Raw genomic sequence first — 12867 nt, 5'->3', positions numbered from 1 at the left:
AGCACCCAATCGAGGTTTGATATGGCAGTTTTGGGAACCATGAATACACTGCAAGTGATTCGTCAGGTTGAATTTGGCGTGTATTTAGATGGTGATCAGTACGGGGATATTTTGTTACCCAACCGTGAAATGCCGAAAGATGCAGAGGTAGAGCTAGAAGACTGGCTGAATGTATTTATTTACTTAGACAGTGAAGATCGAGTGATTGCCACCACGCGTAAGCCCAAAGCTCAAGTGGGTGAGTTTGCTAGTTTAAAGGTAGTTGATATTAACCGCGTTGGGCTCTTTTTAGATTGGGGGCTGAGCAAAGATTTACTGTTACCCCACTCAGAAGAAAAAAAGCCCTTGCAGGTAGATGATTATGTGGTGGTTTATGTTTACCAAGATGAGCGCACGGGCCGTTTAGTAGCGACTGCCCACCTTGATAGCTTTTTGCAAGATACCGCTGAAGCCGATACCTATGCCAAAGGGCAGGCGGTATCGGTGTTGATCGCTGAGCGCACCGATTTAGGCTATAAAGCGATTATTGATAAAACTTACTGGGGGCTTATTCATAACAATGAAGTGTTTAAGTTTATTCGCCCTGGTATGCAAGAAACCGCCTATATTCGTGAAATCCGTGAAGACGGTCGCATTAGTTTAAGCTTGCAGCCCCAAGGTGCTGAGATGCGAGATGAGTTAGCCGAGCGTATTTTGCAGGCAATTGATGCAGCAGGCGGACGTTTAGCTTTAAGCGATAAGTCACCCGCGGCTGAAATTGCTGAGGCATTTGGGGTCAGTAAGGGCAACTTTAAAAAAGCCTTAGGGGGGTTATATAAGCAACAGTTGATTAGCATCTACCCCACTTATATTGAGCGCACAGACAGTTAAGCGCGGCTTAACTAGCAGCACGGGAATCAAGCCATGGCCAAAAAACGCTTTGCATGGGCAGTACTTGTCTTAAGCTTAGTGGTTGCTGTGGCGCTGATTTGGCATTATCGCCTGACACGGGTGGAGTTGATCACCACTGAGCTAACAGCGATTGAGCAGCGCGTGGTAGCCAGTGGCGAATTGCGCTATCAGCAAGTGCATCAGGTGGCAGCAGAAATCACAGGTATAGTCACTGCGCGGAAGGTACGTGAGGGAGATCAAGTGCAGGCTGAACAGTTGTTGATTACGCTGGACCGCCAACAGCCAGACAATGCGCTCAAGCAAGCGCAGGCGCTATTAACCCAGGCCTTAAAAAGTCGCCAGCCACAGTTGCAAGCTGCGCTAACTGAGGCAACTGCGCAGCGCCAGCAAGCCCAACGAGAATTGGATCGGCGACTTGATTTAGCAAAGCGCGGATTTTTAAGTCAAGAAGCGGTCGAACAGGCGCGTTTGCAGTTACAGCGTTTACAGCAGCAACAGCAACAAGCGCGACTGGCCAATCAAGATTTATCGTTACAGGGCGCCGAATTAAAGCGGCTGCAAGAGCAGGTAGCGGCGGCGCAACTCAGCGTAGATAAAACTCAGATTACCGCCCCTTTTAGCGGCGTCATTTTAAGTAAAGAAGTCGAGCAGGGTGATGTGATACAGCCTGGCCAGCGTTTGCTGACTTTAGCCGATACCGACAGTTTAGAGGTGATCATGGCGCTTGATGAGCAGTACAGCGCGCCGGTTAGCTTAGGGCAGCGAGCTAGCGTGATTATTGACGCTTGGCCGGAACAGCTACTCACCGGGCAGGTCAGCTTTATTGCGCCGCAAGTAGATGCCAGTCGTGGCACCTTGGATATCCATATTCAATTGCAGCAGTTGCCCGCTAGCATCACACCCAAACACGGTATGACCGCCTCGGTTACTTTACAGGTGGCCCAGCGTCAGCAGGCCGTAGTGCTGGATCGAGCGCTGCTGGCTTGGGATCAGCACCAGCCTTTCGTCTGGGTATTGGATGCAGCGCAGCGCTTGCATAAGCAAGTGATTGAGTTAGGTTTAGCTAATCAGCAGTCGGTTGAGGTGGTTAAAGGTTTAGCCCCCAAGCAGCGGGTGGTGATTCCCCAGCCCTCTTTGCGCGCCGGGCAGCGAGTGCGCTATGACACTCAATGAGTTATGGACTGAGCGGCTGATTGCCTGGCATTTTCTGAAACAAAATCGCCAGCAGACATTGCTCATTAGTCTGGGAATTGCCCTAGGAACCGCGGTAATTATCTTTATTAGCGCACTGATGGGCGGACTACAGGCCAATATTGTCGAGCGGACCCTTGGTGCTTTGCCACATATCAGTTTGGAAATGCCTCAAGAAATCAATCATCAGCCACCGTCTAGCGCTGCCAGCACGGTATTTACCGATGAAAGTTTACGGCCTAAACGTCTGCGTACAATTTATAACTGGCAGGCGGTGGTTGAACGCTTAGAGCAAACCGCTGGTTTGACTGCAGTGTCGCCGATTATTGCTGGGCCGGCGATCGTGCTGCGGGGTAAAGCACGGGTTGCGGTAACCACCATTGGTATAGATTTGGCGCGCTATATCCAAGTAACGCCATTAGATCAGTATTTAATTGCCGGACAGCTAGCCGTCGGTTCAGGTTATACCCTGATTGGTCAGCAGCTAGCTGAAGACTTGGGGGTTAAGGTTGGCGATAAACTACGTCTTGAAGGGACTAATCAGCAGCTACACCTGTTAACTATCGCAGGGATTTTTAATGCGGGCAGCAAAGAGCTGGATAGCCGTTATTTATACCTTAATTTAAAGCAAACCCAAGCGATTCAGAGCTTGCCTGGTGGCGTGACACGGATTGAATTGAAAACTGCGGAAATTTTTTCCGCTCAGCAACAAGCCCAGCAGTTGCAGCGCATCACCGGTTTACAGGTGGAAAGCTGGATGCAGCAAAATACCCAAATTTTAAATGCCTTAACGTCGCAGCGAATGGCCACCGGCTTAATTCGATTTTTTATTGCCATTTCTGTGGCGTTTGGCATTGCCAGTGTATTGGCCGTCAGTGTCGCCCAGCGCACCCGAGAAATCGGTATTTTGCGGGCAATGGGTGCTTATCAGCAACAAATCTTGCGGGTATTCTTAGTGCAAGGAACCGTGCTGGGATTCTTGGGCGCACTAGTAGGCAGTGGGTTAGCGGCAGGACTAATTGGCTTGTTTAACCAGTGGGGGACGCAATTATTTAGCGTGCGATTAACTGGCTCATTAGTAGCGGCCAGTATCGGGATTGCGATGCTCAGTGGTTTGCTAGCGGCCTGGTTGCCAGCACGGCGTGCAGCGCGCTTAAATCCAGTAGAGGCAATACGTTATGTCTAAGACGCTACCGATTTTACAGTTAAGTGATATTAGTAAAAGTTTCAACCAGGGCATTTTGCTTAAGCCAGTATTAAGCCAGATCAATTTAACACTGATGCCAGGCGAGTTAGTGGCCTTAATTGGCCAGTCGGGATCAGGCAAGTCGACCTTGCTCAATATTATGGGCCTGTTAGATCAAGCCAGCAGTGGCGAGCTGTATATTCAGCAGCAGCCGGTTAGCGGGCTCAGCGATGCCGAGAAAACCCAGTTACGTAATCAACTGATTGGCTTTGTGTTTCAGTTTCATCACTTACTGAGCGCCTTTAGTGTGTTAGATAATGTGCTGTTGCCTGTGATGCTGCGCCAAGGTAAACCTAAACCTGCACACCTTGAGTATGCCAAGCAGCTGTTAGCCGAAGTGGGGCTGGGCGATGTGCTGCAGCGCTCGGCGTTACAGTTATCCGGTGGTCAGCAGCAACGGGTGGCGATTGCCCGGGCGCTGATTAATCGACCTAAATTACTTTTGGCCGATGAACCAACGGGAAACTTAGACAGTGAAACCTCAGCAGAGGTATTTGCCTTATTTAAGCGCTTAAATCAAACGCTAGACTGTTCAATTGTGGTGGTGACCCATGATTTAAGCATTGCCCAGCAATGTCCGCGGACTGTGCAGTTAAAGGATGGGCAGGTGATTTATGATGGTGATTCGCTAGGGCTGACGAGTTAACAGCATAAAACCGCCCGTAGGCGGTTTTATTGGTGCAACTGATAAGCTTGGCGGCCTAGTTGTATAAGATGATTTAAAGCACTTGTACAATGGCGTCGGTCACCGCATCAATGTTGTGCAGGTTGAGCGCAGCAACACAGATACGTCCACTACTGACCGCATAGATGCCAAACTCGTGGCGCAGGCGCTCAACTTGTTCGGGGGTTAAGCCTGAGTAAGAGAACATGCCGCGCTGTTTAGCAACAAAGGAAAAATCACGTTTAGCTCCCTTAGCCGCTAATTGTTGCACTAACAGTTCACGCATTTGCCTGATTCGGCCACGCATCGCAGCTAATTCATCTTCCCAGAGCTGGCGCCACTCGGGATTGTTCAGTACATTGCCGACAATGGTTGCACCATGGGTCGGGGGATTGGAGTAATTGGTGCGAATCACACGTTTAACTTGCGAGAGTACGCGGCTGGCTTCTTCTTCTGAACCCGTCACAATCGATAGCGCACCAACGCGCTCACCGTAGAATGAAAAGGACTTAGAAAAAGAACTGGAAACAAAGAAGGTCAAATCGGTTTCGGCAAATAAACGTACGGCCGCTGCATCTTCAGCAATACCTTCAGCAAACCCTTGATAAGCAATATCTAAAAAGGGAATGTGATTTTTTTCTGCCAGAACCTCGATCACTGCTTGCCAATCATCGAGGGTTAGATCCACTCCGGTTGGGTTGTGGCAGCAGGCATGCAGCACAATAATCGACTGCTCAGGCAGTTGGCGCAGATCGTCCAGCATCCCTTCGCGGTCTACCCCGTGGCTGCTGGCATCGTAATAACGGTATTGGCTGACCGGAAAGCCGGCGGCAGTGAAGAGTGCGCGGTGGTTTTCCCAGCTAGGATTACTGATAGCCACCTGAGACTGGGGGCTCAGTTGTTGTAAAAAGTCGGCACCAATTTTTAGTGCGCCAGTCCCACCGATGGCTTGGGTGGTAATCACGCGTTTAGCTTGAATAAGGGGTGAGTCGTTCCCAAATAATAGTTTCTGCACCGCCAGATCATAGCTATTGATCCCATCAATGGGCAGGTAGCCACGGGGTGCATGTGCAGCAGCGCGTGCTTGCTCAGCAGCAGCAACGGCTTTTAATAAAGGAATCTTGCCATTTTCATCGTAGTAAACACCTACGCCTAAATTTACTTTGTTAGGACGTGGGTCGGCATTAAAGGCTTCATTCAGACCGAGAATCGGATCGCGGGGGGCCATCTCAACGGCAGAGAACAGACTCATGTTCGGGTAGCTCGACAAGTTAGGGTGGAAGAACTTAGCCTACCAGACTCGCCGGTAGGACGCAGAGAAAAATACCGCTTATTATAGCGCTGTAAAAATTATGAATGCGAGTAGGCCAGAGAACTTTTGGCAATCCATAGGCAAAAGAGAGGATCAGATGCAAGAGTTTCAGTTAGTCACTAAGTTTCAGCCAGCCGGCGATCAGCCTAAAGCGATTGAGCAATTAGTGGCGGGGTTAGAGGCAGGCTTAGCGCATCAAACCTTACTGGGGGTAACCGGTTCAGGTAAAACCTTTAGTATTGCTAATGTGATTGCGCAGGTGCAGCGCCCGACCATTGTTTTAGCGCCTAACAAAACCTTGGCAGCGCAGTTGTATGGCGAATTTAAGTCGTTTTTTCCACATAATGCGGTTGAGTATTTTGTCTCTTATTACGATTATTATCAGCCCGAGGCTTATGTCGCCGCTTCCGATACCTTTATCGAAAAAGATGCCTCAATTAACGACCATATCGAGCAAATGCGCCTATCTGCCACTAAAGCACTTTTGGAACGGCGCGATACCATAATTGTTGCTACAGTTTCTTCAATTTATGGTTTAGGTAGCCCTGAAAGCTACTTGAAAATGGTGCTGCATGTCGATCGCGGTGATCATTTAGATCAGCGAGAGTTATTAAAGCGTTTAGCAGGCTTGCAATACACCCGCAATGATGTGGATTTTGCCCGCGCAACCTTCCGTGTGCGTGGTGATGTGATTGATATTTATCCAGCGGAATCTGAGCTAGAGGCGGTGCGGATCGAGCTATTTGATGATGAAGTGGAAAGTATTTCAGCCTTTGATCCACTGACCGGTGAAGTTTTTCGTAAGTTGCCACGTTTTACTTTTTATCCCAAATCACACTACGTGACGCCGCGTGAGACATTACTTGAAGCGGTAGAGGAAATTAAGCTGGAGTTAAAGCAGCGCCTTGAGTATTTGCGAGCAGAAGATAAGTTAGTCGAGGCACAGCGTTTAGAGCAGCGTACCCGCTTTGATATCGAAATGATTTTAGAGTTGGGGTATTGCACCGGAATTGAAAACTACTCCCGTTACTTATCAGGGCGGCCACAAGGTGCGCCACCACCGACGCTGTACGATTATTTACCAGACGATGCCTTAATGGTCATTGATGAGTCGCACGTTTCGGTACCGCAAATTGGTGCTATGTATAAAGGTGACCGTTCACGTAAAGAAAATTTGGTCAACTATGGATTTCGCTTACCTTCAGCATTGGATAACCGGCCGATGCGCTTTGATGAATGGGAAGCCGCTAGCCCCCAAGCTATTTTAGTCTCTGCCACGCCTGGGCCCTATGAGGCTGAACATTCGGGGCAAGTTGTAGAGCAGGTGGTGCGTCCTACGGGATTGGTCGATCCGGAAATTGAAGTGCGTCCCGCCACTACACAAGTGGATGATTTGTTATCACAAATCCATCAGCGAGTGGCGTTGGGCGAGCGGGTGCTGGTGACTACCTTAACTAAGCGGATGTCGGAAGATTTAAGTGATTATCTCGCCGAACATGGGGTGAAAGTGCGTTATTTACACTCGGATATTGATACGGTTGAGCGTGTTGAGATTATTCGAGATTTACGTCTTGGCGTGTTTGATGTGCTGGTCGGAATTAACTTACTGCGTGAAGGCTTGGATATGCCAGAAGTGTCATTAGTGGCGATTTTGGATGCTGATAAGGAAGGCTTTTTACGCTCGGAGCGTTCGTTAATTCAAACCATTGGCCGCGCGGCGCGTAACTTAAATGGTAAAGCGATTTTGTATGCTGACCGTATAACCGGCTCAATGGAGCGGGCCATTAGTGAAACGGAGCGCCGCCGAGAGAAGCAGTTAGCCTTTAACCAAGAACATGGCATTGTGCCCAAAGGGGTGGTGCGTGATATTCAAGATATTCTTGAAGGGGCCGTGGTGCCAGGTTCTGGATCACGGGCCAATCGCCGTAAACAACAGGATCAAGCAGCCGAAGCTTTAGCTGAGTATCAGCAAAGTTTAAAAACACCCGCTCAGTTGGTAAAACAAATTGCTGCTTTAGAAGAGCAAATGTACGCTGCGGCTAAAAACTTAGAGTTTGAGCAGGCAGCTAACCTGCGAGATCAAATTCAGCAACTGCGAGAGAGGTTGATCGAAATTTAATCAAAATTCAGGCTAACTGTTTAATAAATAAGCAGTTTTAGCCTTTTTTGAAAATAATTGCAGTTTTTTGAAAAAAAAGCTTGCACGAAAAAAATAAACCGCTATAGTACCTCGCATTCCAAAGCAACGCAGCGAAAGCAGCAGCTAAACGAATAGCCCGGGTGGCGAAATAGGTAGACGCAAGGGACTTAAAATCCCTCGGTATTTGATACCGTGCCGGTTCGATTCCGGCCCCGGGCACCATCAACTAACATGGTTAGTTGAACGGATTCTAAAAACCCGCTTACATTGTAAGCGGGTTTTTTTATGCTTAATTTATTTCCGCGCTTTTATCAGATTGAGGTAACTTTTTTACCTTTTCTGTCGCCAAATATAAGCTTCTGTCATTGTGGCGGTGGCATATCTTAATTGATTCCTTGCTTTCAAATACCATCGCTGCCTTCTGTTTTATTAGTGCCGGCTTTGGCGCACAAGCCTAGCAATTAAAATGCAGACGTTGGGACGCCTGCGATTTTCTATGGGATATCAACGTAAAGTGACTGCGTACTTACTAGGCTTTTTACTTATCAAGTAAGCATCCGTTACGTGTTCTCAGCTCATTAGGTAAGATTCATTGCGTTCTATAATCCTAGTGTGTGCTTTAAAGTAGTGAGTTTATAAAAGGGCAGGGATTAGCTAGATAGCTGGTCTAATTGTGTTAGCTAAAAGTGTTTTCAGGAGTTGCATAAGTCAAGGATAATTAATAGCTGTTAGTGATTCTTTAGCGTTCAGAACGGGTGTCTGCTGTGCTACTTTAGGAGCCATAGAAAGCTTATGGGGCGCTCTTGCTATAGCGTGAACAACTGTGCAGGCTGAAGGTTCTTAGCGGGATCAAATTTAGTTATTAGGAAATGACATGGTAAAGCGCAGTCTATTTATTACAGCGGCTCTTTTGGGGAGCTTGGCGGGTTGTCAGGTTAGCGGGGATAATCCGCGTAACTCTGATGGTATTCATAAAACACTTTACGTTAAGGAAAGCTTGGTTGATTGCGTTGGGGTTGCTCCAATGAAGTGCATGCAGGTTCGAGACGATAGTAATCAAGAGTGGACTTACTTTTATAGCAATATTCAGGGGTTTAATTACGAGCCTGGTTATCGTTATAAGCTAAAAGTAAAAGTAGAGGATGTTGAGAATCCACCTGCCGATGCATCTTCTAAGCGCTACATTCTCATTTCAATTGATAAAAAAACGAAGTCGCTGTAATTATGTGGTGATGATAGTGTTACTTGATTGTTTGAAATGATTATCTTAGCGAATAATAGCCGTAGGCGCGATATAATAAGCTCGCTTGGGTAGTGGGTATGTGGTTTTTTCTGGGTGAAAACTTAGGCATGCGCAAGACAGTTCATTTGTTTTTCTTTTAGCTACAGCTCTGCAGCTAAGCTTGGTACTCTATTTTGCTGATAAACCATGACCAGAGAACCGCTATGTACGCCGCCGTATTAAATCAGTTAGGACAGACTCCTTGTTACGCGCCCTTGGCTAAGCCTGAGGTGCAAACTGCGGAGCAGCAGTTGATTAGAGTTGAGGCTGCCAGTATTAAACAGCTCGATAAGCTTAAAGTCAGTGGCAGGCACTACACCGCTTATAACCAGTTTCCTTGCGCTGTGGGTGTTGATGGGGTGGGGCGGTTAGCTGATGGGCGGCGAGTATATGCGATGGGCATTACCGGCATGATGGCTGAATATGCGCTAGTGAATACCGCCGACTGTGTGCAGGTGCCCGAGGGCTTATCGCCAGAGTTGGCGGCGATTTTACCTAATGCCTTATTGGGTTCGGATGCAGCTTTGCTTTGTCGTGGACAGATGCAGCCAGGGCAGGTGGTGTTGATTAATGGTGCAACGGGCGTATCGGGGCGGATGGCGGTACAGGCAGCAAAATACCGTGGTGCTAGTCGAATTATTGTGACTGGCCGTAACCCAGAATCTTTAGCGTATTTGCAGCAGTTAGGTGCGGATGTAATTATTTCCCTGTGCGCCTCGCCAACTGAAATTTTACGTCAGCTGACGTTAGTGCAGCAAGAAACACCGATTGAGCAAATCATCGATTATTTATGGGGCGCACCCACAGAGTACCTGTTGCAGGTGTTAGCTAAACATTGTCCAAAACCAGTTAACTTAATTACCATCGGGCAAATGGCTGGGGTTGAGCTCAATCTGCCTTCCAGCTATTTACGTAGTCAGCCTATTTGTTTGCTTGGCTCGGGTATTGGTAGTATTTCAGCGCAGCAGTTACGGGCTTATCAGCAGCAGGAGTTACCCCAGTTGTTTGCCCAGGCAGCCGAAGGATTGTTTCAGGCAGAATATCAGTGTTATCCCTTATCGGCAGTGGCACAAGCTTGGCAAGCAGAGACCGCACCAGGGGCGCGAATTGTCTTAACGGTGTAATAGATGAAGTGTAGGTCTTCAATGATTAGCTAAGCATTTTAGACGTTAGATGTTTAAGCTTCTGATTCAAAATGTCGCAGTAAATAAAGTCGCCGAGGGTTTTTGTTACAATTTCCGGTTAATTTGCGCGCCAATCTTGAATTTGCTTCTTTATACTGTCGCGCGATTACGTTTTTCAGCAAGCTGGGTGTTTCCTGTTCGTCCGGCAGAACAATAAAAAAGGAGCCCCCATGGTTCTACCACTACTCGTTTTATTGCCTTTTTTGGCGGTTGTTATTCCTCTAGTGTTGGCCAATCGCTCACGCAATGTATTAGCAGCTGGGGTTGCCTTAGCGCCTGCGCTAGGCCTTATTTTACTGCTGATGCAAAGTCAGGCGGTATTGGGAGGCGAAGTACTCACCTATTTTGTGCCCTGGGTGAGTCAGTTAGGGCTAAACATTAGCTTGCGCTTAGATGGACTTAGTTTCTTATTTGCCCTACTAATTTTTGGTATTGGCTTATTAGTCATTTTATATGCGCGCTACTATTTATCCGCGCAAGAAAAGGCCGGGCGCTTTTTTGCCTTTTTATTGCTCTTTATGGGCGCGATGCTTGGTGTGGTGCTGGCCAGCAACTTGCTATTAATGATGATTTTCTGGGAGTTGACCAGTTTATCTTCATTCTTATTGATTGGTTTTTGGAGTTATCGTCGCGATGCTCGTCAAGGCGCGCGGATGGCATTGGCGGTTACTGGCGGCGGTGGTTTAGCCCTATTAGCTGGGGTATTAATTATTGGGCGAGTGGTAGGCAGTTTTGAATTGTCTGAGGTGCTGGCCGCCGGTGACTTATTAAAGAGTCATGTCTTATATCCAGTGGCTTTGGTGTTAGTGCTACTAGGGGTATTTACTAAATCAGCGCAGTTTCCGTTTCATTTCTGGTTGCCCCATGCAATGGCCGCGCCGACGCCTGTTTCCGCTTATTTGCACTCAGCTACCATGGTCAAAGCTGGGGTGTTTTTGCTGGCGCGGCTTTATCCGGTATTGTCGGGCACCGAGTGGTGGTTTTATTTAGTCACCTTTACTGGTTTAGCCACCTTGCTAGTCGGTGCGGTAACGGCACTATTTCAGCACGACTTAAAGGGCTTGTTGGCTTATTCCACTATCAGTCACCTAGGATTGATTACGCTGCTATTTGGGCTGGACTCAGATTTGGCGCCAGTCGCAGCTATTTTCCATATTATTAACCATGCCACCTTTAAGGCTTCGTTGTTTATGGCGGCCGGGATTATTGATCATGAAACCGGTACCCGTGATATGCGGCGGATTAATGGATTGTGGAAATATATGCCGCATACCGCCGTGCTGGCGATGGTTGCTTCGTCAGCCATGGCGGGGGTGCCGTTACTTAATGGTTTCTTAAGTAAAGAAATGTTTTTCTCAGAAACTTTACACCAACACTTACTGGGTAGTTTTAGTTGGCTGATTCCTGCTATGGCCACCTTAGCCGGCGTGTTTTCTGTGTCTTACTCGCTGCGCTTTATCCATGATGTCTTTTTCAATGGCGAGCCGATTAATTTACCTAAGTTTCCACCCCATGAGCCGCCACGCTATATGCGAGTACCGGTTGAGGTGTTGGCTTTCTTATGCCTATTGGTGGGTATGGTTCCAGCCTTTACCGTTGCCTCATTATTAGCCAGCGCTGCTGGCGCTAGCTTAGGCCATAGCTTGCCAGCTTATGACTTGGCCATTTGGCATGGCTTTAATATGCCGCTGTTAATGAGCTTTTTAGCCTTGTTGGGTGGAATCTTGGTCTACGCTTTACGTGCGCCTTTATTTCGCTGGTATGACGGCTTACCGCCAATGAACGCACGGGTGATGTTTGAGCGCAGTATTATTCGCCTGCGACGGATGACCTTGCGCATTATGCAAATCTTTGAAAATGGCTCATTACAGCGTTACGCCAGCTGGATGTTGATTGCTGGAATAGTAGTCACAGCTTGGGCGCTGACCCCTTTAAGTCGTATGACGGGTGATATTCCGTTAAGTGTGATTGATCCGCTAACGGGTTTAGGACTATTGGTGATGGCCGCTGCAGGGTTATTAACCGTGTACTACCATCGACAACGCTTATTGTCGTTGCTGATGTTGAGTGTGGTTGGACTATTGGCCGCGATGTTATTTGCTCGTTTTTCTGCGCCCGATCTTGCGTTAACTCAGCTAGTGGTTGAGGTCGTCACCATCTTGCTGATGCTGTTGGTACTGTATTTTTTACCGGATAAAACGCCGGTAGAGTCCAGTAGCTTGCAACGCACGCGTGATTTTGTGATTGCTGTCGCTGGCGGTACGTTAATTGGTGTGCTGATGTATGCCGTGCTGACCCGCGATTTCAGCAGTATTGCTGAGTATTACCTCGCCAACAGTGTTAGCGGCGGTGGTGGGACTAACGTAGTGAACGTGATTTTAGTTGATTTCCGTGGTTTTGATACCTTGGGCGAAATTAGTGTATTAGCCATTACGGCGATTGCGATCGCTGCATTACTGCAAGGATTACGTTTACCACGAGCCAGCTTGGATCCTGCAGGTAACCCTTGGTCACCAGAAACTCGGCCACTGATGTTGCAGGTGCTGGCGCGTTTTACCTTACCCTTGGCGCTGTTAGTCTCAGTATATATTTTCTTACGTGGACATAACGAGCCAGGTGGCGGTTTTGTGGCAGGCTTAGTGACATCTGTGGCCTTAGTGTTGCTGCAGGTTGCTTATGGTCAACGATGGGTAATGGAGCGTTTGCCATTCAGTGCTGTACGCTTAGCCGGGGCCGGTGTGCTGATTGCTGGAGTGACTGGTTTAGCGAGTTGGTTCTTGGGTTACCCGTTCTTAACTTCAACCTTTGGCCATTTCAATATTCCACTCGTGGGTGAGGTAGAGCTTGCCTCGGCCATGGCCTTTGACTTTGGCGTGTATTGCACTGTGGTGGGGGGCACCTTGCTAATTTTAAGTAGTGTCGGCCGCCTAGGGTACTCATCTGAGGAGGAACTCTAA

Annotated in this window: 9 protein-coding genes and 1 tRNA gene; 9 read left to right on the top strand and 1 reads right to left on the bottom strand. The window is 48.0% G+C overall.

Annotation, left to right across the window (positions count from 1 at the left end; translation table 11 throughout):
• The first annotated feature begins 21 nt into the window (after positions 1-21).
• From AKN87_RS03980 to AKN87_RS03965, 4 genes are read left to right on the top strand one after another with little or no spacing between them, the layout of a single operon-like run.
• Positions 22-870 (top strand): CvfB family protein, encoded by an 849-nt coding sequence (locus tag AKN87_RS03980; protein WP_053102551.1) that lies wholly within the window; start codon positions 22-24, stop codon positions 868-870.
• Positions 871-903: 33 nt separating this feature from the next.
• Entirely contained in the window at positions 904-2064 is a 1161-nt protein-coding gene (locus tag AKN87_RS03975) for an efflux RND transporter periplasmic adaptor subunit (protein WP_053102550.1), read from the top strand.
• A complete protein-coding gene (locus tag AKN87_RS03970; RefSeq protein WP_053102549.1) occupies positions 2051-3268 on the top strand; it encodes an ABC transporter permease in 1218 nt (405 codons plus the stop codon). The genes AKN87_RS03975 and AKN87_RS03970 overlap by 14 nt, the downstream gene beginning before the upstream one ends.
• Positions 3261-3974 (top strand): ABC transporter ATP-binding protein, encoded by a 714-nt coding sequence (locus tag AKN87_RS03965; protein WP_053102548.1) that lies wholly within the window; start codon positions 3261-3263, stop codon positions 3972-3974. Before AKN87_RS03970 ends, AKN87_RS03965 begins: the two co-directional genes overlap by 8 nt.
• A 73-nt stretch (positions 3975-4047) precedes the next feature.
• Here AKN87_RS03965 and AKN87_RS03960 read toward each other — a convergent pair whose 3' ends face one another.
• Complete coding sequence (locus AKN87_RS03960) at positions 4048-5244, bottom strand: amino acid aminotransferase (RefSeq protein ID WP_053102547.1); 1197 nt, start codon at positions 5242-5244, stop codon at positions 4048-4050.
• Between the two features lie 157 nt (positions 5245-5401).
• Between AKN87_RS03960 and uvrB the strand changes: the two genes are divergently transcribed.
• From uvrB to AKN87_RS03935, 5 genes are all read left to right on the top strand, one after another.
• The gene (uvrB, locus tag AKN87_RS03955) at positions 5402-7423 is read left to right on the top strand and encodes an excinuclease ABC subunit UvrB (RefSeq protein WP_053102546.1); all 2022 of its coding nucleotides are present in this window, start codon (positions 5402-5404) and stop codon (positions 7421-7423) included.
• A gap of 155 nt (positions 7424-7578) precedes the next feature.
• Positions 7579-7666 (top strand) — tRNA-Leu (locus tag AKN87_RS03950).
• A 652-nt stretch (positions 7667-8318) separates the two neighbouring features.
• Positions 8319-8666: a DUF4377 domain-containing protein gene (locus AKN87_RS03945; RefSeq protein WP_053102545.1), complete on the top strand. Its 348-nt coding sequence runs from the start codon at positions 8319-8321 to the stop codon at positions 8664-8666.
• Positions 8667-8890: 224 nt separating this feature from the next.
• On the top strand, positions 8891-9850 hold the full coding sequence (locus tag AKN87_RS03940) for a quinone oxidoreductase family protein (RefSeq protein WP_053102544.1): 960 nt from the start codon (positions 8891-8893) through the stop codon (positions 9848-9850).
• A gap of 230 nt (positions 9851-10080) precedes the next feature.
• Positions 10081-12867, top strand: a complete 2787-nt coding sequence (locus AKN87_RS03935; RefSeq protein ID WP_053102543.1) for a monovalent cation/H+ antiporter subunit A — start codon at positions 10081-10083, stop codon at positions 12865-12867.

The sequence above is a fragment of the Thiopseudomonas alkaliphila genome (assembly GCF_001267175.1).
Classification (GTDB): domain Bacteria; phylum Pseudomonadota; class Gammaproteobacteria; order Pseudomonadales; family Pseudomonadaceae; genus Oblitimonas; species Oblitimonas alkaliphila.
This window is presented reverse-complemented; position numbering and strand designations above follow the sequence as displayed.